We start from the raw sequence: 20,804 nt of genomic DNA, 5'->3' as shown, positions 1-20,804 counted from the left end.
TCAAATTCGTTCCACTAGCGGCCGGCCTGGATCTCTTCAGCCGCCTTGATCAGGAGCTCCGCCATGATCTGGCGAATTTCGGCGTCGCCGACCGTCACCGCCCCGGCCACGAAATCGGCCTTGACCTTGCGCACGACGTCCTCGTCGCCTGCCTCCTCGAAATCGGCCACCACGACGGCCTTCGCATAGACGTCCGCCTCCGCGCCGCTCTTGCCCAGCTTCTCGGCCGCCCAGAGACCGAGCAGCTTGTTGCGCCGCGCCGTCGCCTTGAAGCGCAGCTCCTCGTCATGAGCGAATTTGTTCTCGAAGGCGTCCTTGCGCTGATCGAATGTCGACATCTTTTTAAGTCCTCTCGCGGGGCGCGCGCTGGAAAAGGGCTCGGGAAGGCTTGGTTATGAGCCATATAGGATGGCGTGCCGCCCAGAGCCAGAGCGGAATGCTCCCGCGCCCGATCGCGAGCAGGCCCATGACCCCTGCGTCAAGGCTTCCAGAGCGGATTTGTTGCGTTTGCAGTGCAGAAGTCCCATATAGCGGGCGCGAAGACGGCCTTGGCGGTCGCCTTCGCATTGAGCCGGCCGGCCATGCGGTCTAGGCTGATCCCGCCTAAGAATCGGAATCAGCGCAGATCGCGCAGGACCGGCTGATCAGGGGCCCCGATCCCGCCGCGGGCGACCGCGACCAGAGAAAGGCCGACCTATGGATTTCCTCAAGCCACGGTACATCCCAATGAATCGCCGCCGTCGCATCTACGAAGGCAAGGCGAAGGTCCTCTATGAAGGACCCGAGCCCGGTACGCTGATCCAGCATTTCAAGGACGACGCGACCGCCTTCAATGCCAAAAAGCATGAAGTGATCGACGGCAAAGGCGTGCTGAACAACCGGATTTCGGAGCATATCTTCTCCAATCTCAACGATATCGGCGTGCCCACGCATTTCATCCGCCGGTTGAACATGCGCGAGCAGCTCATCCGCGAGGTCGAGATCATTCCGCTCGAAGTCGTGGTGCGCAACGTCGCCGCCGGCTCGCTCTCCACCCGTCTCGGGCTGGAAGAAGGGACGCAGCTGCCGCGTTCGATCATCGAGTTCTATTACAAGAACGACGCGCTGAACGACCCGATGGTCTCCGAAGAGCACATCACCGCCTTCGGCTGGGCGACGCCCCAGGAGATCGACGACATCATGGCGCTGGCCATCCGCGTCAACGACTTCCTGTCCGGCCTGTTCCTCGGCGCCGGAATCCGCCTCGTCGACTTCAAGATGGAGTGCGGCCGGCTCTGGGAAGGCGAGATGATGCGCATCGTCGTCGCCGACGAGATCAGCCCTGATTCCTGCCGGCTCTGGGACATCAAGTCGAAGGACAAGATGGACAAGGACCGCTTCCGCCGCGACATGGGCGGGCTGATCGAGGCTTATACCGAAGTCGCTCGCCGCCTAGGCATCCTCGGCGAGAACGAAAAGGTCGGACCGGCGGGCCCCCGGCTGGTGCAGTAATCGCCGCGCCTGCTGCCGTGAGCCTTCCTCGCGAACAGATCACAACACGGAAACGGGAGCCTTCGCGCTCCCGTTTTCATGTCGCCCTGACGCTGGCGGGCGCGCTGCTGCTCGCCGGCTGCAGCAATCATTACGGCTTCGGCATCACCGAACTCCCGGCCGAGCGCGGCTGGCAACCCTTGCCGATCGAATCCTGGGTGCTGAATGACGGGCTCTCGGCCAAGGCGATGTCGTTTTGCCCGCGCGCGACCTGTACCAGACAGGGCTTCGCCGCACTGATCACGCTGGAAGGCCGCGAGGCCGACGCAATGGAGAAGACGCTGGCGACAGACCCGGCCCGGCTCGCGCGCGATTTCGCCAAGTCGACGAGCAAGAAGCCGGCAAGCAAGGATGCGAGCAAGAAGGCCAAGACGGCAGAGCCGACCGCTCCCAAGAGCACGACGACCGTCTCCCGCTTCAGCGAGGACGGCGCCCAGGGCCTGCTCGTCGAGATCCGCGCCCGCGACGCCAGCGGCAAGCGCGCCGTCACCGCGATCCTGTCGGGCCGCGACGGCGCCCGCCTGAACCTGGCGCTGGGCGTGAGCCCGGATCCCGACGCCGCCCGCAACCAGGCGCGCGCGGCCTGGCGCGACCGCTGATTCACGTGAAACCGCGTGGGAGAGGTTGAGCCGGCACCGATTCGCCGCTAAGCCACGCGCAACAAACGTCCGGAGAACCTCATGAAAGCCCGCGTCACCGTCACCCTCAAGACCGGCGTGCTCGATCCGCAGGGCAAGGCGATCGAGGGCGCGCTGAAATCGCTCGGCATCGCCGGCGTCGATTCGGTGCGCCAGGGCAAGGTCTTCGACATCGAGCTCGCCGGCCAGGATGCCGTTGCTGCCGAAGCCGCGCTGAAGACGGCTTGCGAGAAACTGCTCGCCAACACCGTGATCGAGAACTACCGCGTCGAGATCGGCGTCTGACCGGCAGCGCAAGCCAGGGCCGCCATGACGGGAATAGCGCACCCATCGGCAGTGACCGCAACTATCGCGCTTCGCCCCGCGAACCATGACGACGTCGATGCGATCATGGCTTGCGAACGCCAGCCCGGCTACGACGACACCGTCGGGCGCTGGAGTCGCGAAGAGCATCTCGCGGCGCTGGTCGAGCCGAGCCATCGCTATATCGTCGCGCTCGATTCCCACAATGCCGTCATAGGCTTCGTGATCCTGCAGGAGATCGCGCCCGCCGCCAGCGCCGTATTGGTGCGCCGGATCGCGGCCCTGAGCCAAGGACGCGGCTATGGCCGCGCCTTGCTCGACCATGCGCTCGCGCTGATCTTCGACGAATTGGGCGCCGCGAAGGCCTGGTTGCGTGTCTGGCCGCATAATGCGCGTGGCATGGCCCTTTACACCAAGCTCGGCATGAGAGAGGACGGGCTGAGCGAGGTGCAACGCAATGGCGCGCCCGCCGTCATGACGATCATGTCGATCGATGCTGCGCGCTATCGCGACCGCAAGCCGAGGAGTGAGACCCCGTGAAAGCCGCCGTCATCACCTTTCCAGGCTCCAACCGCGAAGGCGACGTCGCCAAGGCGCTGAAGCAGGCTGGCGCGACGGTCGCCCATGTCTGGCACGCCGACACGGAATTGCCGGCAGGCACGGATCTCGTGGTGCTGCCCGGCGGCTTCTCCTATGGCGACTATCTGCGGACGGGCGCCATCGCCGGGCGCGCCAACATCATGGACGCGACCCGCGCCCATGCGCAGCGCGGTGGCTATGTGCTGGGTATCTGCAACGGCTTCCAGATCGTCTGCGAGGCCGGGCTCCTGCCGGGCATCCTGATGCGCAACGCCGACCTCAAATTCGTCTGCAAGCGCCAGCATCTGACGGTCGAGCGCACCGACACGCCCTACGCCAACGCCTATACCAAGGGTCAGGTCATCGATGTCTGCATCGCCCATGGCGAAGGTAACTACATCGCCGACACTGAGACCCTGGCGCGCCTCGAAGGCGAAGGCCTCGTCGCCTTCCGCTATGCCGACGAGCAGGGCCGGATCACCGCCGCCGCCAATCCGAACGGCTCGCAGAACAACATCGCCGGCATCTATTCGCCCAAGCTGAACGTGCTCGGCCTGATGCCGCACCCCGAGAATCTGATCGATTCGCTGACCGGCGGCATCGACGGGCGCGGCATGTTCGCAAGCCTGATGAGCGGCAAGCGCGCCGCGTAAGATCCTCATTCCCGGGCGAAGCCCTCGGGTCCGATCTTCGATCGGCCCAAGGATGAACTCCGCGCAGATCCGGGAATCTCCATCGCAAGGAAGCTCTCTTGCGAGAGAAGTTCGGGTCAGAGGCCTGAGCAGCGCTACTTCCCCGCTGCCGCCCGCGTCAGCAGGCGCCCGGCGGCCTGCGCATCGAGCGGCCCGACATGCTTTTCCAGGATCCGCCCGTCGGGGCCGATCAGGAAGGTCTCGGGCACGCCATAGACGCCCCATTCGATCGCCGCGCGCCCGCTCCGGTCGACGCCAACAGCCGAATAAGGGTTGCCGAGCGCGCCGAGGAAGCGCCGGGCGTTCTCCGCCTCGTCCTTGTAGTTCATGCCCACCAGCGCGACCTTGCCGGCCTTCACCGCAGGCGATTCAGCCATGGCCACCAGGAAGGGATGCTCGACCCGGCAAGGCGCGCACCAGCTGGCGAAGACATTGACGAGGGTGGCGCGCCCCTTCGCCAGATCCGCCATCGCGAAAGCCGGCACGGGCTGCCCGTCCCGCTGCAGCCCGTCGAGCTGCGACAGCGCAATTACTGGGGCGGGCTTCCCGATCAGGGCGGAGGGCACCTTGCTGGCGTCGCCCGAGAACAGGCCGACCGCGAAGACCAGCGCCAGCGCACCGAACAGGATCAGCGGGATCAGGAAAACCAGCGGCGAGCGGCGGCGCGGCGCCGCCTCGATATCAGCCTCACTCATGACGACGCCCTGTCCGAGCGGCGGCCGGCACCGCGCTGCTCCAGCGCCGCGAGCGCGCGCTTCTGCGCCCTGTGGTCGAAGAGGATCGCCGCGATCAAGCCGCCGAGGATCAGGACGACTGCGCCATAGGAGGCGAGGATGAAGCCGGCATGGGGCCCAAGACCGCTCATGCCGGCACCGCCTGCGCCGCCAGCCGGTCGAGCCGCTCGGCCTCCAATATCGTCAGCGTGCGCACCCGCCGGCGCATGATCTCGGCCCGCATCGCCACCAGATGCAGGCCCAGGCCCAGCAAGGTGAAACCCAGCGCCAGGATCAGCAGCGGCCACAGCATGGAGGGGTGGATCGTCGGTCCGCCCGCGCGAAACACCGAGGCCGGCTGGTGCAGCGTGTTCCACCAATCGACCGAGAACTTAATGATCGGCACATTGACGAAGCCGACCAGCGTCAGGATCGCCACCGCCCGCCCGGCGCGGGCGGAATCGTCGAGTGCGCGCCAGAGCGCGATGATGCCGAGATAGATCAGGAACAGCACGAGCACCGAGGTCAGCCTTGCGTCCCAGACCCAATAGGTGCCCCACATCGGCTTGCCCCAGAAGGCGCCGGTGAGCAGGCAGATCAATGCAAAGCAGGCCCCGATCGGGGCTGCCGCCTTCTGGGCGACATCCGCCAGGGGGTGCCGCCAGACCAATGTGCCAAGGCCGGAGACCGCCATCATCGTGTAGAACATCAGCGCGAGCCAGGCAGCCGGGACATGCACGAACATGATCCGGATGGTCTCGCCTTGCTGGTAATCGGCCGGAGCGACGAACCAGGCGAGATAAAAGCCGAGCGCGAGCAGCAGCGTGGCCGCGCCGGCCATCCACGGCAACAGCGTGCCCGACAGGCGCATGAAACGCGTCGGATTCGCGAAATCGATCAGGCTGGCCATGTCATCGCGATCGGCTTGTCCTCATCCGGCGGAAGCCGGAGCTCGAACCTGATCTAGCAATGCCGGCGCGTCTCAACAATCCACGACGCGCGCGGCAAATCGCGTCGTGGCGGCTGGGTCAGTCCTCGTTTTGTTGGGACGATGCCTCGGATCCGTTACCGCTGACGACGCCAAAGTCGCGCGATCGGACGCCTTCCGCAGCGAGACTGAAGCCCTCCGACTCCAATCCGCGCCGCAGCAATTCGCGAACCGCGGCGGCGCGGCTCGGCATCCGCTTCTCAAAGCGAAAGTTCTCGACCGCGCGCAGTTCGTCCTGATTCAGCATGATCTGAAGCCTGTCGGCACGTTCCAGCTCAGCCATCGCCCTTCCCCCATGAGCTAAATGAGTAAGTGTATGTATAATGGCATTATCAGGTAAATCAACAGGCTGCTAAAAAAGCGGTAGTTTGGCCGTCGACGCCGACACCCTATGGGCCGGCTCTTGCTCAGGAAGGGCCGGTGGCCGCGTCGCAGCCATTGCCCGCGACACCGTCAAAGGCTTCCATGCCGTTGTCGACGCATATTACTAACTAATTGAAATATATAATAATTTTTTGATTTTTACGTTGCACTGAATCGACGCCGACCCTATGTTCGATCATGAACAGGAGGGCCAGCCATGCTGATCCAGCTATCCAGCAATATCCAAGACGACATCAAGGAAACCGTCAGGCTCAGCCTCAGCCAGTCGCTGGTTCTGGATGTTTTTGCGACGGCCGAGAGCATCCGCCGCAAGCACGAAGATCAGAATGTCGCGCTCGAAGACATCGCCAACATGGTGGCACGAGCTGCGGCGCAATGCGGCTGCGCCCTGGAGTTTGGCGATCGCGGGACGCTTCTTGTGGAGCGGCCGCCGGCCTTGTCCTAATCCGCCTGGCGCAGCGCCACGGCTGCCGCGACCGTGCCGATCACGATCGACCCCAGCGAGAGCGCGCACAGGATCAGGAACGGCGTCAGGAACGGCACCGTGCCGCCCAGCGCGCTGTTGGCGGCGGAGACGCCGAAGATCAGCACCGGAATCGTCAGGGGCGCCACCAGGACGGGCAGGATCAGACCGCCACGCCGCAGGCCGGCCGTCAGCGCCGCCGCTGCGGCGCCGATGAAGCTCAGCGCCGGGGTTCCGACCAGCAAGCTTGCAGCGACCGGCAGCATCGCCTCAGCGGGAAGCGCGACCAGCAGGCCGAGCAGCGGCGCGGCCAGCGCCAAGGGCAGGCCGGTCGTCAGCCAATGCGCCAGCCCCTTGGCCAGAACGCTGAGTTCGAGCGGCAGCGCCGAGGCGCGGATCAGATCGAGCGAGCCGTCCTCCTCATCGCTCTGGAACAGGCGGTCGAGCCCGATCAATGTCGAAAGCAGCGCACCCAGCCAGAGGATGGCCGGACCGATCCGTGACAGCAGGTTGAGATCGGGCCCGAGCGCGAACGGCACCAGCACGACCAGCGTCAGGAAGAAGACGAGCGCCAGTTCCCCGCCGCCGCCGGCACGCGAGGCGAGCACGAGGTCGCGCTTCAGGATGGCGAGGAAGGCGCGCCTCACGGCCCGATCCTCACTTCGCGTGCGGTTTCGAGGCCCAGCGGCCCATGCGTTGCCGCCAAGATCGCACCGCCCTGCGCGAGATGATCGCGCATCAGCCCGGCCAGCATCGCTTGCGCGGCGGCGTCCAGCGCCGCCATCGGCTCGTCGAGCAGCCAGAACGGCCGCCGCGACACCAAAAGCCGCGCCAGGGCGACGCGGCGGCGCTGCCCCGCGGAGAGATAGCCCACCGGCAGGCCGGCGACATGGGGCAGGCCGACAGCCGAGAGCGCATCCTGCGGTGCCACTCCGGGTTCGCCGAGCACAGCTTGCGCGAAGACGAGGTTCTCCTGCGCCGTCAGCGTGACCTTCAGCCCATCGCGATGACCGACGAAATGGCTCAGCTCGGCCAGCGGCGCATCCTCAGCCCCCTCGATTCGCATATCCCCAGCGTCGGGCCGCAGCCGGCCGCACAGCATCGCGATCAGGCTAGATTTGCCGGCGCCGTTGCGCCCGGTCAGCGCGATCGCCTCACCATGACCGAGCCGGAAGCTCAAGCCCTCGAAAATCAAGCGCCCGCCGCGTCGGCAGCTGAGATTCTCGGCGTTCAGGACCAGCTCGGGGAATGAAAATCGCGGCAAGGCTAGGGCGTGTCGTCAGTTATGGTTTGGGGCAAGACGGGAGCGCTTTTGACCGAGGAGAAGGAGGGTGAGGACGCAAGCCTTTCGGCTTGCTACGATAGCCGACGCACTCGTCGGTCAAAAGCGCCCCGCCGCCGGAGGCGGTGAGGTCAAAAATGGCCGTCTGCAGCGTCGCTTCGCTTGCCAAGACGCAAGTCTTGGCTGCGCTCGCTCCTCCCATCCAGCCATTTTTGACCTCATCTTGCTCCAAACCATAACTGACGACACGCCCTACAGCGTCTTCCCAAGCGTCAAAGTCATCGCCGAGCTCATACGGTACATGTAGCGGGCTTCTTGGAATTGCTCTATAGAACCCGTGGCTACGCCGCACGCCGATCCGGCGCGGGGCTCGGGCACTCCCGAGGCGGCGCGCGCGTCATGCGCATTAGGCCTTCGATCCGGCAAAGCCGCAAGGCTCACCGGCTCGCGACCGCAACCCCTTGATCAGGATAGCCCGCATGGCTTCGCTCGATTCCTTCAAATGCCGCAAGACCTTGACCGTCGGCACCAAGAAATACGTCTACTACTCCCTCAAGATCGCCGAGAAGAACGGCCTGCCCGGCATCTCGAAGCTGCCCTTCTCGATGAAGGTGCTGCTTGAGAACCTGCTGCGCTTCGAGGATGGCCGCTCGGTCACCAAGGCCGATATCGAAGCCTTCGTCGGCTGGCTCGACGACAAGGGCAAGGCCGGCAAGGAGATCGGCTTCCGCCCCGCCCGCGTGCTGATGCAGGACTTCACCGGCGTTCCCGCCGTGGTCGACCTCGCCGCGATGCGAGACGGCGTCAAGGCGCTCGGCGGCGACCCCAAGAAGATCAACCCGCTGGTCCCGGTCGATCTCGTCATCGACCATTCCGTTATCGTCGACGAGTTCGGCTCGCCCAAGGCGCTTAAAGCCAATGTCGACCTCGAATATCAGCGCAATGGCGAGCGCTACCGCTTCCTGAAATGGGGCCAGCTCGCCTTCGACAATTTCCGCGTCGTTCCGCCCGGCACCGGCATCTGCCACCAGGTCAATCTCGAATACCTCGCCCAGACCGTCTGGACGGGCAAGGAGAAGGTGAAGAAGGGCAAGAAGACCGAGACCGTCGAGGTCGCCTATCCCGACACCGTGGTCGGCACCGATTCGCACACCACCATGGTCAACGGCCTGGCCGTGCTCGGCTGGGGCGTCGGCGGCATCGAGGCCGAGGCCGCCATGCTCGGCCAGCCGCAGTCGATGCTGCTGCCCGAGGTCATCGGCTTCAAGCTCACCGGCAAGCTCAAGGAAGGCATCACCGCGACCGACCTCGTGCTGACCGTCACCCAGATGCTGCGCAAGAAGGGCGTCGTCGGCAAATTCGTCGAGTTCTTCGGACCCGGCCTCTACGCGCTGACGCTCGCCGACCGCGCGACCATCGCCAATATGGGCCCTGAATACGGCGCGACCTGCGGCTTCTTCCCGGTCGACGCCGAGACCCTGAACTATCTCGACACCACCAGTCGCAAGCCCGCCCGCGTCGCCCTCGTCGAGAAATATTCGAAGGCGCAAGGCTTGTTCGCCACCCGCGCCACGCCCGACCCGGTCTTCACCGACACGCTCGAGCTCGACCTGACAACGGTCAAGGCCTCGATGGCCGGCCCCAAGCGTCCGGAAGGCCGCGCCGATCTCGGCGCCATCAAATCCGGCTTCGCCGCTGCGATGGACACCGAGTACAAGAAGGCTGTCGAGCTCTCGCGCCGGGTCAAGGTCGAGGGCAAGAACTTCGACCTCGGCCATGGTGACGTCGTCATCGCCGCGATCACCTCCTGCACCAACACCTCCAACCCCTCGGTGCTGATGGCGGCGGGCCTGCTCGCCCGCAACGCGGTCGCCAAGGGCCTGAAGGTCAAGCCCTGGGTCAAGACCTCGCTCGCCCCCGGCTCGCAGGTCGTGGCGGAGTATCTCGCCAAGGCCGGTCTGCAGAAGGACCTCGACAAGCTCGGCTTCAACCTGGTCGGCTTCGGCTGCACCACCTGCATCGGCAATTCCGGGCCGTTGCCGACGGAGATCTCCAAGACCATCAACGAGCAGGGCCTGATCGCTGCCGCCGTCATCTCCGGCAACCGCAATTTCGAGGGCCGCGTCTCGCCCGACGTGCAGGCGAACTACCTCGCCTCGCCGCCGCTGGTCGTCGCCTATGCGCTGGCGGGCTCGGTGCAGCTCGATCTGACCACCGAGCCGCTCGGCATGGACAAGGCCGGCAATCCGGTCTTCCTGAAGGACATCTGGCCGACCAACAAGGAAATCCAGGCCTTCATCGCCAAGAACGTCACCAAGGCGATCTTCAAGGCGAAATATGCCGACGTCTTCAAGGGCGACGCCAACTGGCAGAAGGTCAAGACGCCCCAGAGCCAGACCTATGCCTGGGAAGACGCCTCGACCTATGTCCAGAACCCGCCCTATTTCGAAGGCATCAGCAAGACGCCCAAGCCCGTCACCGAGATCGTCGGCGCTCGCATCCTGGGCCTGTTCGGCGACAAGATCACCACCGACCACATCTCGCCGGCCGGCTCGATCAAGGCGGCCTCGCCCGCGGGCAAGTACCTGATGGAGCACGGCGTCGAAGTCGCCGACTTCAACCAGTACGGCACGCGGCGCGGCAACCATGAGGTGATGATGCGCGGCACCTTCGCCAATATCCGCATCCGCAACCACATGATGGGTCCCAACGGGCGCGAAGGTGGCTACACCATCCACTATCCCAGCAAGGAAGAGCTGCCGATCTATGACGCGGCGATGCGCTATCAGCAGGAGAAAGTGCCGCTGGTCGTCTTCGCCGGCGTCGAATACGGCAATGGCTCCTCGCGCGACTGGGCGGCCAAAGGCACCAACCTGCTCGGCGTCAAGGCCGTGATCGCCCAGAGCTTCGAGCGCATCCACCGCTCGAACCTGGTCGGCATGGGCGTGGTGCCGTTCACGCTGGCCGAGGGCACGAGCTGGGCTACGCTCGATCTCAAGGGCGACGAGACCGTGACCATCAAGGGCCTCGCCACCGTGAAGCCCCGCCAGATGCTGGAAGCCGAGATCACCTCGGCCGACGGCAAGGTCAAGAAGGTGCCGATCCTCTGCCGCATCGATACGCTGGACGAGATCGACTACTTCAAGAACGCCGGCATCCTGCAATATGTGCTGCGTGGCATCGCAGCCTGATCCAGGCACGTCATTCTCGGGCCGCGCCATGCGCGGACCCGGGAACCTCTTTCCGCAAGAGGCTCCTCAGCAAGAGATGGCCGGGTCAAGCCCGGCCATGACGCGCTTCTCGGCGCGCAAGGTTGTCCTCTTTCCGCCCTCGGTGTAAGGGGGCGTCACAGTCATCCTCGGCGGGGGGCTTGGGGCAGGCGCGGGATCCCCGCGCCCGGATGTCGCCCGCCATCATCATTCAAGACGGGAGCACCCGCATGTCCGCCACGTTCGAGACGGTCGCCGGCATTATTTCCGAGACCTGCGACATTCCACGCGAAAAGATTACGCCCCAGAGCCACGCCATCGAAGACCTCGGCATCGACTCGCTCGCCTTCCTCGACATCGCCTTCGCGATCGACAAGGCCTTCGGCATCAAGCTGCCGCTCGAGCAGTGGACCCAGGAAGTCAACGAGGGCAAGGCGCCGGCCGAGCAGTATTTCGTGCTCGAGAACCTGTGCAAGCGCATCGACGAGCTCGTGGCCGCCAAGAAGGCCTAGGGTCGCAGGAAGACCTGAGGTCGGCCCAAGGCCCAGCGCCTGAAGCCTGCTTGATCTGCGCTCGGCCTTGAGCCGGGCACACTCTCCCGATAGAGCATATGCAAGCCCGCGCGCGGAGACTTCGGTCCGCGGCGCGGGCGCGCGCCGTTTCCGGTCGCGCCCGACAAGGCCAAGGATCGCATGCGCCTCGAATATTTCGACATGATCGACACCGTTGTCGCATTCGAACCTTCGGAAAAGCGCATCGCCACGCGCTCGACCGTGCCGTCCGCAACTGCGAGCCCGGTCTTCGAAGGCCATTTCCCCGGCCACCCGCTCGTGCCCGGCGTCCTGCTGACCGAGACGATGGCGCAGGCCTCCGGCTATCTGCTGCTGGGCCTGAACGGGCTGACCCAGATGCCCTTCCTGATGACGGTCGACAAGGCGCGCTTCCGCACCTTCGTCGAGCCCGACGCCGTTCTCGACGTCACCGCCGAATTGGTGATCGAGGGCTCGGGCTACGCCGCCACCAAGGCGAAGATCACCATCGCCGGCAAGCCGATCTGCGACGCTGAATTGCGGTTCCGACTGATGCCCTTCCCCGCCGACATGCGCGCGCTGATGGAAGGCCGCATCAAAACCATCGGCCTCAAGCCGGAGCCTGCACGATGAACCCTCACGACGTCGTCATCACCGGGATCGGACTGGCGTCCAGTCTCGGCGAGGGGCTGGAGGCCCATGCGCAGGCACTGGCAGCCGGCACCGCGCCGAATACCGACGCCACGAGCTTCGCACCCTATCCGGTGCACCCGCTGAAGCCGCTCGAACTCGACCGCCAGATCCCGAAGAAATCGGATCAGCGCCAGATGGAGCCTTGGCAGCGGCTCGGCGTCTACGCCGCCGGCCTGGCTCTCGACGATGCCGGGCTGAAGCAGGATGCCGAGGCCAAGAGCGCGCTGCAGGTCATCGTCGCCGCCGGCGGCGGCGAGCGCGACCATGCCGTCGACGGCGCCATCCTCACCGGCCTGCGCGGCGCCAACGAGCCGGGAGCCTTTCTGAACGAGCGCCTGATGGGCGATCTGCGCCCCACCCTCTTCCTCGCCCAGCTCTCGAACCTGCTTGCCGGCAATATCGCCATCGTCCACGGCGTCACCGGCGCCTCGCGCACCTTCATGGGCGAGGAGCAGGCCGGCGTCGACGCCATCCGCACCGCGCATGCCCGCATCGCGGCAGGCCAGGCCGAGGTCATGCTGGTTGGCGGCGCCTATAATGCCGAGCGGCGCGACATGCTGCTGCTGCTCGAACTCGGCGGCTACTTGCGCAAGGGTGAATTTGCCCCGGTTTTCGCGCGCGAGGCAGCGCCCGGCCTCATCACCGGCAGCGCCGGCGCCTTCCTGGTGCTCGAATCGGCCGGGCGCGCCGCCGCACGCGGCGCCAAGGTCCATGCCCGGCTGAGCCATGTTGCCGCGGCGCGCTCGAAGCGCCAGTCCGGCACGGTCGAGGCGGCCCTGAGCGGACTGCTCTCGGGTTTTGGCGCAATTGCACCCGGCGCCCTGGCGGTCTCGGCGGCGACCGGCGCCGCCGGCGTCACGGCGGAAGAGGCTTCGGTCATCGCTGCGCTGCCGCAAGCCAGGCGCGTCGCGACCGGCGACCTCGTCGGCCATGCCCTGGAGGCCGCGTTCCCGGTTTCCGTCGCCTTGGCCGCGGCCGCCATCTCGGCGGGGCAGGCCAAGGAGGCGATCGTCACCGGCGCCGGCCATTGGCGCGGCGAGGGCGCGGCGCGCCTGGTGAAAGCGTGAGGATCAAGCGATGAGCGCCAAGAACCTGACTGCAGTGAACCAGACGGCAGTGAACCAGACTGCGGCGGGCCAGACCGCAGCCCATCGCGACGCCAAGGGTCGCCGGGTCGTCGCCGTTACCGGCCTCGGCATCGTCACCTCGCTCGGCCAGGGCAAGGAGGCCAATTGGCAGGCGCTGACCGCCGGCAAATCCGGCATCCACCGGATCGAACGCTTCCCGACCGAGGGCCTGCGCACCACCATCGCCGGCACGGTCGATTTTCTCTTCGACGGCTCCTTCACCGCCCCGCAGCTCTCGGAGAAGCTCGCGACGCTCGCAGCCGACGAGGCGGTCAGCCAGAGCGGCCTCGGCCAGCCCGGCGATTTTCCCGGCGAGCTCTTCATGGCGGTGCCGCCGGTCGAGATGGAATGGCCGCAGAAGCAGGAGCTGGCCCAAACCCTTGAAGGCGACGTGGATTATGACGGGCTGCTGCGCGCCGCCGCCTCGCAGAAATTCAAACCCATGCACGAGCTCTTCCTGTTCGGCGCAGTCGCGGATCATATCGCCGACAGATTCGGCACCAAGGGCTCGCCGATCTCGCTCTCGACGGCTTGCTCCTCCGGCGCGACCGCGATCCAGATGGGCGTCGAGGCAATCCGCCGCGGCGATACGGAAGCCGCGCTCTGCATCGGCACCGACGGCTCGGTCCATGCCGAGGCGCTGATCCGCTTCTCGCTGCTCTCGGCGCTGTCGACCCAGAACGATCCGCCGGAAGCCGCCGCGAAACCCTTCTCGAAGAACCGCGACGGCTTCGTCATGGGCGAAGGCGCCGGCGCGCTGGTGCTGGAGGATTACGACCATGCGCTCGCGCGCGGCGCGACCATCCTGGGCATCGTCGCGGGTTGCGGCGAGCGCGGCGACGGCTTCCACCGCACCCGCTCGAGCCCCGACGGCAAGCCCGCGATCCTGGCGATGCAGGATGCGCTCGACGATGCCGGGCTTACGCCCGACGATGTCGACTACATCAACGCGCACGGCACCTCGACGCCCGAGAACGACAAGATGGAGGCGATGAGCTGCGCTGCCGTCTTCGGCGAGCGCATGGCGACATTGCCGATCTCCTCCAACAAGTCGATGATCGGCCACACGCTGACCGCGGCCGGCGCAGTCGAGGCCGTGATCTCCTTCATGACCATCGCCAATGGCCGCATTCCGCCGACGATCAACTACGCCAATCCCGACCCGGCGATAGCGCTCGACGTCGTGCCCAACACGGCGCGCGACGCGACGGTGCGCACCATCATCTCGAACTCCTTCGGCTTCGGCGGCCAGAACACCTGCCTCGTGCTGACTGTGGAGCCGACCCACGCATGACCCGCATCCTCGTCACAGGCGGCGCCAAGGGCGTCGGCGCCGCGATCGTCCGTGCGCTGGCCGCGGCCGGTCATGATGTCGATTTCACCTATCGCTCCTCGCCCGAGCAGGCGCAGGCGCTCGTCGCGGAGATCAATGCGGCCCACCCCGATCGTCTGCTCGCCGCCCTCCCGCTCGATCTCTCCGACAAGGCCGCGCTCGACGCCTTCTGCGAGGGGCGTGAGGCGGAAAGCTATTTCGGCTTCATCCATAATGCCGGCCAGCCCTATGATTCGCTGGCCGCAATGATGGTGCAGGACAAGGCTGAAGCGGCGATGCAGGTCAATTTCTGGGCCTTCACCCGCCTCGCCAAGAGCCTGATGCGCAACATGATCCGCGCCCGCGCCGGCCGCATCGTCGCGATCGGCTCCGTCGCGGCCTTGCGCGGCAACCCGGGCAATGCCGCCTACGCCGCCTCCAAGGGCGCGCTGATCTCCTATGCCAAGACGCTCGCGGTCGAGACCGGCAAGCGCGGCGTCACCGTCAACGTGATCGCGCCGGGCTTCGTCGACACCGACATGATGGCGCCCTATGCGGCCTATCGCGACAAGATGCAGGCCCAGATCCCGGCCGGCCGCTTCGCCAAGCCCGAGGAGGTCGCAGGGCTCGCCGCCTTCCTGATGAGCGAGCCGGCGGCCTACATCACCGGCACCGTGCTGCCGATCGATGGCGGGGTGACGGCACAGCTTGGCGTGCATCGCTGATCGCCGACCGCAAAAGGGCTTTCCAAGACATGCGTTCCCTCCAGCTTCATGGCGACCGCGACCTCCGTCTCGAGGAGATCGAGCCGCCGCCGCCGCCCGCCGCCGGTGAGGTGCAGATCCGCATCCGCGCGGTTGCGCTGAACTATCTCGACGTCTGGGGCTTTCGCGGCATGGCCTTCGCCAAGCGCAAGATGCCCCAGGCCGCCGGCGTCGAGGCCGCGGGCGAGATCGTCTGCGTCGGCGAGGGCGTCACCAATCTCAAGGTCGGCGACACCGTCACCGCCTATGGCGCCGAGACCTGCGGCCACTGCAAGGCCTGCCGGGAGGGCCGCGACAATCTCTGCGAGAACGTCGCCGGCATCATGGGCTTCCATATCGACGGCTTCGCGCGTGAACTGCTGAACAAATCGGCGCGCCTCGTCATCAAGGCGCCTGAAGGCGTCTCCTTCGAGGACGCGGCCTGCGCGCCGATCGGCTTCGGCACGGTCCAGCACATGCTGTTCGACAACGCCAAGCTCGAACCCGGCGAATCCGTCCTGGTCCACGCCGGCGGCTCGGGCATCGGCACGGCCGCCATCCTGATGGCCAAGGCGATCGGCTGCACGGTCTATACGACCGTCGGCGATGACGAGAAGGGCCGCAAGGCCAAGGCGCTCGGGGCCGATTTCGTCATCAACTACAAGACCGAGCGCTTCGAGGGCGAGGTTCGCCAGCTCACCAAGCGCAAGGGCGTCGATGTCGTCTTCGAGCATGTCGGCGCCGACACCTGGAACGGCTCGCTGCTCTGCCTCAAGCGTGGCGGCCGGCTCGTCACGTGCGGCGCGACGTCGGGCGCCTCGACCACGATGAACCTGATGCAGCTCTTTCAGCAGCAATACCGCATCACCGGCTCCTTCGGCTGCCGCATCGAAAACATCGCGCAATCGCTGGAAAAGATGGCCGGCGGCATGAAACCCGTGATCGATTCGGTGTTTCCGCTCGCCGATTTCGAAAAAGGCCTGGCCCGGCTTGAAGGCCGGCAGGTCTTCGGCAAGGTCATCGTCGCCTTCTGACGCGGCCGTCCGCGCCCGGAAGGCTTGACGCAGGCGGCCTTCCTGCCGCAAGTCCCCGGTTCCTGCCCGATAAGCTCAATGCACGGGCGAGATGGGACCGGGCTGACCTTGAGACGACTGAAAGTTCTCGCCGCGCGCGCCGGCGCCGTGGTGATGATCGGCCTGATCCGGGCGCTGTTTGGCTTCCTGCGCTGGCTCGGGCCCGAGCGGGCGAGCGATCTCGGCGGCTGGCTGCTGCGCAGCGTCAGCCCCGTGATCCCGGTCAACCGCGTCGCGCTCGCCAATATCCGCGCGGCTTTCCCTGATATGGCGGAGGACGAGGTTCGGCGGATCGCCCGCGGGGCCTGGGAGAATCTCGGCCGCACCGCCGCCGAATACGCCCATCTCAACACCCTGTTCGACTATGACGACGACAACCGGGACGCGCCCTCGCGCGTCGAGGTCGACGGCATCGAGCAATTCATCGCGCTCAAGGATGATGGCAAGCCGGGCCTGATCTTCTCCTCCCATCTCGCCAATTGGGAGCTGCCGGCGATCTGTGCCGCCGCCTACAAGCTCGACACCACCGCCGTGTTCCGCGCGCCCAACGACCCGGCCATCGCCGCGATCGTGCATGAGATCCGTTCCGGCGCAATGGGCGGGCTCGCCGCCGCCAAGCAGGGCGCAGCCTTCGCCATGCAGGGCGTGCTGGAGAAGGGCGGCCATCTCGGCATGCTGATCGACCAGCATTTCACCCGCGGCGTGGTGGTGCCCTTCATGGGCCGGCCGGCGCTGACCAACCCGATCCTCGGCAAATTCGCACGGCGCTTCGAATGCCCGGTCCATGGCGTGCGCGTCATCCGCTTGCCGCATCATCGCTTCCGGCTGGAGCTGACGCCGCCGCTCGACCTGCCGCGCGATGCCAATGGCGAGATCGACGTTCAAGGCGCGATGGCGATGATGACCGCCGTCGTCGAGGGATGGGTGCGCGAGCATCCCGAGCAATGGCTCTGGATGCATCGGCGCTGGCGGCCTAACCTGGTCGCCGCGGCGAAGGGCGGCGACGCGCCCAATATGACGATTCAACCGGTTTTCAAGGCAACGTGATTTCCAAGTGAGAGCTGTTGGGCGCTTGGTAATACCTCACAGCTATAATGGTCGCCGAGTTCAGCCATGACCCTTCGCGCCCGCCTCCTTCCCGTATCCATCGCCGCGCTCCTCCTGGGCGTCGCGACGGCGCATGCGCAGGCTCCCGCAGTGCAGCCGAAGGCGGTCGTCGAGCTCTTCACCAGCCAGGGCTGCTCGTCCTGCCCGCCTGCGGACGCGCTGCTGCGCGAGATCGCCAAGGACCCTGCCGTCATCGCGCTGACGCTGCCGGTGACCTATTGGGACTATCTCGGCTGGAAGGACACGCTCGGCCAGGACGTCTTCACCAAGCGCCAGAAATTCTATGCCAAGGCCCGCGGCGACGGCCAGGTCTACACGCCCCAGGCCGTGATCAACGGCGCCTCCCACATCGTCGGCTCCGACAAGACCGAGATCGAGCGCATGCTGCGCGAGCAGGCACCCAGTGCCCTGCCCGTAAAGCTCTCGCTGCAGGAGGACGGCACGACGCTGCGGATCAAGATCGCAGCCTCCGCCAGCCCGGGCGACAAGCCCGCCGGCGTCTGGATTCTTCCGGTCGCGAAGCTGGTCACCGTTCCGATCACGCGCGGCGAGAATGAAGGCCGCACCATCACCTACGCCAATGTCGTGCGCGGCATGGTGCGCATCGGCGAATGGGATGGCGGGGAGACGACCTTGACGGCTCCCCTCACGACGACGCGCGCCGCCGATTCCGACAGCTATATCGTCGTCGTGCAGGCCGAAACGCTCGGGAAATACGGCATGATGCCCGCCGCGATGCTGGGCGCCGCCCGCAGCGCGCGCTGATCCGGGACCCCGAACCCGGCTTGTATCGACCTACCCTAAATGCCAGTGACGTGCGGCCGGCCCATGGCCATGGCGCGACGCGACCCCTGCGGCAAGGATCTCGAGTGGAACCCAATGCTTCCCTGAAGCCGCGCTGGCAGCGCCCGGTCTATTTCGCGCTCGGCTGCCTGAGTGTGGCGATCGGCGTCGTCGCGCTGGTCGTGCCCCTGATTCCCGGCATCGTCTTCCTGGTGCTGGCGACGGCCTGCTTCTCCCGATCCTCGCCGAGGATGGAAACCTGGCTGACGACCCATCCCCGCTTCGGCAAGCTGATCGCGAACTGGAATGCGGCCGGCGCCATACCGCGCAGCGCGAAATGGCTGATCACGATCAGCATGATCGCGAGCTTTTCGCTGATCTTCCTGGAAACCGATTCGCGCCTGCTTCAGGCCGTTGTGGCCGCGATCATGCTCGGCGTGCTCGTCTATGTCTGGCGGCGACCGGAACAGCCGGCATCGGCAGCCTGATCGCGGCGGTCCCGGGCTGATCGTTCAAGGCCTGTCGGCATCTCCCCTGCCCGAGGCGCGCAGCCAGATCACAGCAGAATCACCTTGTTCGGCAGTTCGTCGACATCATCGGCGACCGGCGGCGCGTGCTGCGCCAGGACGCGCCCGAGCGCCCCGACCGCGTCGATCAGCCCCTCGCGCAAACGCTCCTGCCGCGCAGCGTCGAGCAGGGCGGCGACGATGTCCCGCCATGTCTCCGGATCGACCTTGCCGTCGATGCCGATATCCGTGACGACCTCGGCATAGCGCTCCTGCAAGGCGACATAGAGCAACACGCCGGTGCGCCCGCGCGTCTGCGTCAGCCCGCGCGCGGTGAACTCGCGCAGCGCCACGTCATGCGCGCGGCCGCGCTTGACGAAGCCGGGCACGAAGCGGCCGCCGCGCCCATACCAGAGCAGCGCGGCCATCAACAGGGCCGCGCAGATCAACTGGATCAGGAAGATGCGCGGCGCGCTCGTCATCGTCAGCGCCAGCAGCGGCCAGGGTACCAACAGCGACAGCACCAGGGCCAGCACCATCGGCACCGAGCGATAGCTGCTCGCGGCACGGTCGATCACCACCACGATCTCGCCGCTGGTCAGGCGCTCGGCCTCCGCGACGGCCGCCGCAATCGCGTCCCTGTCGTCCGAATCCATCACCAATCCCCCGAAGCCCCGCCGCCGCCCGACGAGCCGCCTCCGCCGGAGAAGCCGCCCCCGCCGCCGGAACTCCAGCCGCCGCCTCCCCAGCTCGATCCCGAGCCCGAGCCCGAACCCCAGCTCGAATTCTGCGGCAGCGTGATCCAGCGCCCGTCACGCAGGCGATGTCGCCCGGCCCCGCCCGCCTGGCTCAGGCCGCGCATGAAGGCGACCACCAGGATGAAGATGAACACCATCACCAGGATGACGGCGAGGGTCTCGGCCGGCGAGCTCTCATCATCCCGTACCAGGGCGCGGCGCTGCCATTCCTCGGCATCACCGGAGAGGATCGTCAGGATCGCGTCGACGCCACCCTCGATGCCACCAGCGAAGTCGCCAGTCTTGAATTTCGGCGCCACCGCCGTGGTGATGATGACCTTGGAGAGCGCATCCGTCAGCGCCCCTTCCAGCCCGTAGCCGACCTCGATGCGGACCTTGCGCTCATTTGGCGCGACGATGAACAGCACGCCGTTGTTGCGCGGCTTCTCGCCGAGCTTCCAGAACCGGAACAGGCCATTGGCGAAATCCTCGATGCCGATGCCTTGCAGCGAGGGCACCGTCGCGACCACGAGCTGGTCGCCGGCCTTGTCCTCATGCGCCTTGATCTTCGCCTCGATGCGCTGGCGCGCCTCGGGCGCGATGAGCTTGGCGCCATCGACGATACGGCCGGTGAGGGCGGGATAGGCGGGGTCCGCCGCCCGGGCGCCCGCGCTCGCAAATACGAGCGCAGCGAGCAGGATCAGCGACCAAAGGCGGCTGCGCGCCATCACGCGCCTCGCGATCGCCGCGGCCTCAGAACTTCACCGCCGGTGGCCGCTCCGCCCCGGCCGTCGCGGCAAAGGTCTCCATCGGCTTGGAGCCCCAGAACAGTTTTGCCCAGATCACGCCCGGAAAAGTGCGGATCTCGGTGTTGAAGGCCTGCACCGCCTGGATGTAGTCGCGCCGCGCCACCGTGACCCGATTCTCGGTGCCTTCGAGCTGCGACTGCAAGGCGAGGAAGTTCTGGTTCGATTTGAGGTCGGGGTAGCGCTCCACCGTGACGAGCAACCGGCCGAGCGCGCCGGTGAGCTGGTTCTGCGCGTCCTGATATTCCTTGAACTTCGCGGGATCGGTGATGGTCGAGGCGTCGACCTTGACCTGGCTCGCCTTGGCGCGCGCCTCGACGACCTGCGTCAGCACCTCGCGCTCCTGCGCGGCATAGCCCTTCACCGTCTCGACCAGATTCGGAATCAGGTCGGCGCGGCGCTGATACTGATTCTGCACCTCGGACCAGGACGCCTTGGCCTTTTCCTCCAGCGTCGGGACGTTGTTGTAACCGCAACCCGCGAGCGCGAAACCGAGGAAAGCAAGCACTGCCGCCGTCAAACTACGGCGAAAGGCGATGGAAACTGGGAACGACATGCCGGGCCCCTTTGCTGACGTATCGACAGGCAGGACCGTGACCTTAGCCG

26 protein-coding genes are annotated in these 20,804 nt (G+C 66.3%); 16 read left to right on the top strand and 10 right to left on the bottom strand.

Features of this window, described 5'->3' with window-relative positions; translation table 11 throughout:
* Positions 1 to 14: 14 nt before the first annotated feature.
* Complete coding sequence (locus J2Y55_RS28860) at positions 15 to 338, bottom strand: DUF1476 domain-containing protein (RefSeq protein ID WP_310160177.1); 324 nt, start codon at positions 336 to 338, stop codon at positions 15 to 17.
* Positions 339 to 696: 358 nt separating this feature from the next.
* On the opposite strand from J2Y55_RS28860, the gene purC reads away from it, so the two are divergent.
* From purC to purQ, 5 genes are all read left to right on the top strand, one after another.
* Positions 697 to 1,491: a phosphoribosylaminoimidazolesuccinocarboxamide synthase gene (gene purC, locus J2Y55_RS28855; protein ID WP_069689009.1), complete on the top strand. Its 795-nt coding sequence runs from the start codon at positions 697 to 699 to the stop codon at positions 1,489 to 1,491.
* Between the two features lie 17 nt (positions 1,492 to 1,508).
* Positions 1,509 to 2,129 carry a hypothetical protein gene (locus J2Y55_RS28850; RefSeq protein WP_310160175.1) on the top strand — a complete coding sequence of 207 codons (621 nt, stop codon included), beginning with the start codon at positions 1,509 to 1,511 and terminating at the stop codon, positions 2,127 to 2,129.
* A gap of 81 nt (positions 2,130 to 2,210) precedes the next feature.
* The gene (gene purS, locus J2Y55_RS28845; RefSeq protein WP_310160174.1) at positions 2,211 to 2,453 is read left to right on the top strand and encodes a phosphoribosylformylglycinamidine synthase subunit PurS; all 243 of its coding nucleotides are present in this window, start codon (positions 2,211 to 2,213) and stop codon (positions 2,451 to 2,453) included.
* A gap of 24 nt (positions 2,454 to 2,477) precedes the next feature.
* Positions 2,478 to 3,011 carry a GNAT family N-acetyltransferase gene (locus J2Y55_RS28840; protein ID WP_310160173.1) on the top strand — a complete coding sequence of 178 codons (534 nt, stop codon included), beginning with the start codon at positions 2,478 to 2,480 and terminating at the stop codon, positions 3,009 to 3,011.
* Entirely contained in the window at positions 3,008 to 3,703 is a 696-nt protein-coding gene (gene purQ, locus J2Y55_RS28835; protein WP_310160172.1) for a phosphoribosylformylglycinamidine synthase subunit PurQ, read from the top strand. Before J2Y55_RS28840 ends, purQ begins: the two co-directional genes overlap by 4 nt.
* Before the next feature lie 134 nt (positions 3,704 to 3,837).
* Here purQ and J2Y55_RS28830 read toward each other — a convergent pair whose 3' ends face one another.
* The 4 genes from J2Y55_RS28830 to J2Y55_RS28815 form a co-directional block, all read right to left on the bottom strand.
* Positions 3,838 to 4,437, bottom strand: a complete 600-nt coding sequence (locus tag J2Y55_RS28830; RefSeq protein WP_310160171.1) for a DsbE family thiol:disulfide interchange protein — start codon at positions 4,435 to 4,437, stop codon at positions 3,838 to 3,840.
* Positions 4,434 to 4,607: a heme exporter protein CcmD gene (ccmD, locus tag J2Y55_RS28825; RefSeq protein WP_310160170.1), complete on the bottom strand. Its 174-nt coding sequence runs from the start codon at positions 4,605 to 4,607 to the stop codon at positions 4,434 to 4,436. Before ccmD ends, J2Y55_RS28830 begins: the two co-directional genes overlap by 4 nt.
* The gene (locus J2Y55_RS28820; RefSeq protein WP_310160167.1) at positions 4,604 to 5,365 is read right to left on the bottom strand and encodes a heme ABC transporter permease; all 762 of its coding nucleotides are present in this window, start codon (positions 5,363 to 5,365) and stop codon (positions 4,604 to 4,606) included. The genes ccmD and J2Y55_RS28820 overlap by 4 nt, the downstream gene beginning before the upstream one ends.
* 118 nt (positions 5,366 to 5,483) lie before the next feature.
* Positions 5,484 to 5,726 carry a hypothetical protein gene (locus J2Y55_RS28815; RefSeq protein WP_310160165.1) on the bottom strand — a complete coding sequence of 81 codons (243 nt, stop codon included), beginning with the start codon at positions 5,724 to 5,726 and terminating at the stop codon, positions 5,484 to 5,486.
* 297 nt (positions 5,727 to 6,023) lie between these two features.
* Here J2Y55_RS28815 and J2Y55_RS28810 point away from each other — a divergent pair, with 297 nt between their 5' ends.
* Positions 6,024 to 6,272 (top strand): hypothetical protein, encoded by a 249-nt coding sequence (locus tag J2Y55_RS28810; protein ID WP_310160164.1) that lies wholly within the window; start codon positions 6,024 to 6,026, stop codon positions 6,270 to 6,272.
* Here the strand turns inward: J2Y55_RS28810 and ccmB are convergent.
* Positions 6,269 to 6,937, bottom strand: coding sequence for a heme exporter protein CcmB (ccmB, locus tag J2Y55_RS28805; protein WP_310160163.1), 669 nt, complete (start codon positions 6,935 to 6,937; stop codon positions 6,269 to 6,271). The genes J2Y55_RS28810 and ccmB overlap by 4 nt on opposite strands.
* On the bottom strand, positions 6,934 to 7,530 hold the full coding sequence (gene ccmA, locus J2Y55_RS28800; RefSeq protein ID WP_310160189.1) for a heme ABC exporter ATP-binding protein CcmA: 597 nt from the start codon (positions 7,528 to 7,530) through the stop codon (positions 6,934 to 6,936). Before ccmA ends, ccmB begins: the two co-directional genes overlap by 4 nt.
* Before the next feature lie 521 nt (positions 7,531 to 8,051).
* On the opposite strand from ccmA, the gene acnA reads away from it, so the two are divergent.
* The 10 genes from acnA to J2Y55_RS28750 all read left to right on the top strand — a co-directional run bounded on the left by acnA (position 8,052) and on the right by J2Y55_RS28750 (position 18,637).
* A complete protein-coding gene (gene acnA / locus J2Y55_RS28795; protein WP_310160162.1) occupies positions 8,052 to 10,763 on the top strand; it encodes an aconitate hydratase AcnA in 2,712 nt (903 codons plus the stop codon).
* 248 nt (positions 10,764 to 11,011) lie between these two features.
* Positions 11,012 to 11,293: an acyl carrier protein gene (locus J2Y55_RS28790; protein WP_092178340.1), complete on the top strand. Its 282-nt coding sequence runs from the start codon at positions 11,012 to 11,014 to the stop codon at positions 11,291 to 11,293.
* A 180-nt stretch (positions 11,294 to 11,473) separates the two neighbouring features.
* The gene (locus tag J2Y55_RS28785; RefSeq protein WP_310160161.1) at positions 11,474 to 11,944 is read left to right on the top strand and encodes a 3-hydroxyacyl-ACP dehydratase FabZ family protein; all 471 of its coding nucleotides are present in this window, start codon (positions 11,474 to 11,476) and stop codon (positions 11,942 to 11,944) included.
* On the top strand, positions 11,941 to 13,071 hold the full coding sequence (locus J2Y55_RS28780) for a beta-ketoacyl-ACP synthase (RefSeq protein ID WP_310160160.1): 1,131 nt from the start codon (positions 11,941 to 11,943) through the stop codon (positions 13,069 to 13,071). The genes J2Y55_RS28785 and J2Y55_RS28780 overlap by 4 nt, the downstream gene beginning before the upstream one ends.
* Positions 13,072 to 13,081: 10 nt before the next feature.
* Positions 13,082 to 14,425 (top strand): beta-ketoacyl-ACP synthase, encoded by a 1,344-nt coding sequence (locus J2Y55_RS28775; RefSeq protein WP_310160159.1) that lies wholly within the window; start codon positions 13,082 to 13,084, stop codon positions 14,423 to 14,425.
* On the top strand, positions 14,422 to 15,168 hold the full coding sequence (locus J2Y55_RS28770; protein ID WP_310160158.1) for an SDR family oxidoreductase: 747 nt from the start codon (positions 14,422 to 14,424) through the stop codon (positions 15,166 to 15,168). Before J2Y55_RS28775 ends, J2Y55_RS28770 begins: the two co-directional genes overlap by 4 nt.
* A gap of 29 nt (positions 15,169 to 15,197) precedes the next feature.
* Positions 15,198 to 16,220: a zinc-binding dehydrogenase gene (locus J2Y55_RS28765; RefSeq protein WP_310160157.1), complete on the top strand. Its 1,023-nt coding sequence runs from the start codon at positions 15,198 to 15,200 to the stop codon at positions 16,218 to 16,220.
* Positions 16,221 to 16,373: 153 nt separating this feature from the next.
* Complete coding sequence (locus J2Y55_RS28760; protein WP_310160188.1) at positions 16,374 to 17,306, top strand: lipid A biosynthesis lauroyl acyltransferase; 933 nt, start codon at positions 16,374 to 16,376, stop codon at positions 17,304 to 17,306.
* 66 nt (positions 17,307 to 17,372) lie between these two features.
* Entirely contained in the window at positions 17,373 to 18,131 is a 759-nt protein-coding gene (locus J2Y55_RS28755) for a DUF1223 domain-containing protein (RefSeq protein ID WP_310160156.1), read from the top strand.
* A gap of 104 nt (positions 18,132 to 18,235) precedes the next feature.
* Positions 18,236 to 18,637 (top strand): YbaN family protein, encoded by a 402-nt coding sequence (locus J2Y55_RS28750; protein ID WP_310160154.1) that lies wholly within the window; start codon positions 18,236 to 18,238, stop codon positions 18,635 to 18,637.
* Between the two features lie 68 nt (positions 18,638 to 18,705).
* Here the strand turns inward: J2Y55_RS28750 and J2Y55_RS28745 are convergent, their stop codons facing one another.
* Genes J2Y55_RS28745 through J2Y55_RS28735 form a run of 3 tightly spaced genes read right to left on the bottom strand, consistent with a single transcriptional unit; the run spans position 18,706 to position 20,754 of the window.
* Positions 18,706 to 19,311 carry a TPM domain-containing protein gene (locus tag J2Y55_RS28745; protein ID WP_310160152.1) on the bottom strand — a complete coding sequence of 202 codons (606 nt, stop codon included), beginning with the start codon at positions 19,309 to 19,311 and terminating at the stop codon, positions 18,706 to 18,708.
* The gene (locus J2Y55_RS28740) at positions 19,311 to 20,120 is read right to left on the bottom strand and encodes a TPM domain-containing protein (protein ID WP_310160150.1); all 810 of its coding nucleotides are present in this window, start codon (positions 20,118 to 20,120) and stop codon (positions 19,311 to 19,313) included. Before J2Y55_RS28740 ends, J2Y55_RS28745 begins: the two co-directional genes overlap by 1 nt.
* A gap of 25 nt (positions 20,121 to 20,145) precedes the next feature.
* Positions 20,146 to 20,754, bottom strand: a complete 609-nt coding sequence (locus J2Y55_RS28735; protein ID WP_310160149.1) for a LemA family protein — start codon at positions 20,752 to 20,754, stop codon at positions 20,146 to 20,148.
* Positions 20,755 to 20,804: the final 50 nt, after the last annotated feature.

The organism is Allobosea sp. BE125 (assembly GCF_031456075.1).
In the GTDB taxonomy this organism is placed as follows: domain Bacteria; phylum Pseudomonadota; class Alphaproteobacteria; order Rhizobiales; family Beijerinckiaceae; genus Allobosea.
The sequence above is the reverse complement of the archived record's forward strand: the minus strand, read 5'-3'. Positions and strand labels throughout refer to the sequence as shown.

What these genes read in the sequence shown, in the direction of transcription:
- J2Y55_RS28860 (WP_310160177.1), bottom strand. Translation starts at nt 338, where the DNA reads ATGTCGACATTCGATCAGCGCAAGGACGCCTTCGAGAACAAATTCGCT.
- purC (WP_069689009.1), top strand. Translation starts at nt 697, where the DNA reads ATGGATTTCCTCAAGCCACGGTACATCCCAATGAATCGCCGCCGTCGC.
- purS (WP_310160174.1), top strand. Translation starts at nt 2,211, where the DNA reads ATGAAAGCCCGCGTCACCGTCACCCTCAAGACCGGCGTGCTCGATCCG.
- J2Y55_RS28840 (WP_310160173.1), top strand. Translation starts at nt 2,478, where the DNA reads ATGACGGGAATAGCGCACCCATCGGCAGTGACCGCAACTATCGCGCTT.
- J2Y55_RS28830 (WP_310160171.1), bottom strand. Translation starts at nt 4,437, where the DNA reads ATGAGTGAGGCTGATATCGAGGCGGCGCCGCGCCGCCGCTCGCCGCTG.
- ccmD (WP_310160170.1), bottom strand. Translation starts at nt 4,607, where the DNA reads ATGAGCGGTCTTGGGCCCCATGCCGGCTTCATCCTCGCCTCCTATGGC.
- J2Y55_RS28820 (WP_310160167.1), bottom strand. Translation starts at nt 5,365, where the DNA reads ATGGCCAGCCTGATCGATTTCGCGAATCCGACGCGTTTCATGCGCCTG.
- J2Y55_RS28815 (WP_310160165.1), bottom strand. Translation starts at nt 5,726, where the DNA reads ATGGCTGAGCTGGAACGTGCCGACAGGCTTCAGATCATGCTGAATCAG.
- J2Y55_RS28810 (WP_310160164.1), top strand. Translation starts at nt 6,024, where the DNA reads ATGCTGATCCAGCTATCCAGCAATATCCAAGACGACATCAAGGAAACC.
- acnA (WP_310160162.1), top strand. Translation starts at nt 8,052, where the DNA reads ATGGCTTCGCTCGATTCCTTCAAATGCCGCAAGACCTTGACCGTCGGC.
- J2Y55_RS28790 (WP_092178340.1), top strand. Translation starts at nt 11,012, where the DNA reads ATGTCCGCCACGTTCGAGACGGTCGCCGGCATTATTTCCGAGACCTGC.
- J2Y55_RS28785 (WP_310160161.1), top strand. Translation starts at nt 11,474, where the DNA reads ATGCGCCTCGAATATTTCGACATGATCGACACCGTTGTCGCATTCGAA.
- J2Y55_RS28780 (WP_310160160.1), top strand. Translation starts at nt 11,941, where the DNA reads ATGAACCCTCACGACGTCGTCATCACCGGGATCGGACTGGCGTCCAGT.
- J2Y55_RS28775 (WP_310160159.1), top strand. Translation starts at nt 13,082, where the DNA reads ATGAGCGCCAAGAACCTGACTGCAGTGAACCAGACGGCAGTGAACCAG.
- J2Y55_RS28770 (WP_310160158.1), top strand. Translation starts at nt 14,422, where the DNA reads ATGACCCGCATCCTCGTCACAGGCGGCGCCAAGGGCGTCGGCGCCGCG.
- J2Y55_RS28765 (WP_310160157.1), top strand. Translation starts at nt 15,198, where the DNA reads ATGCGTTCCCTCCAGCTTCATGGCGACCGCGACCTCCGTCTCGAGGAG.
- J2Y55_RS28760 (WP_310160188.1), top strand. Translation starts at nt 16,374, where the DNA reads ATGATCGGCCTGATCCGGGCGCTGTTTGGCTTCCTGCGCTGGCTCGGG.
- J2Y55_RS28755 (WP_310160156.1), top strand. Translation starts at nt 17,373, where the DNA reads ATGACCCTTCGCGCCCGCCTCCTTCCCGTATCCATCGCCGCGCTCCTC.
- J2Y55_RS28745 (WP_310160152.1), bottom strand. Translation starts at nt 19,311, where the DNA reads ATGGATTCGGACGACAGGGACGCGATTGCGGCGGCCGTCGCGGAGGCC.
- J2Y55_RS28740 (WP_310160150.1), bottom strand. Translation starts at nt 20,120, where the DNA reads ATGGCGCGCAGCCGCCTTTGGTCGCTGATCCTGCTCGCTGCGCTCGTA.
- J2Y55_RS28735 (WP_310160149.1), bottom strand. Translation starts at nt 20,754, where the DNA reads ATGTCGTTCCCAGTTTCCATCGCCTTTCGCCGTAGTTTGACGGCGGCA.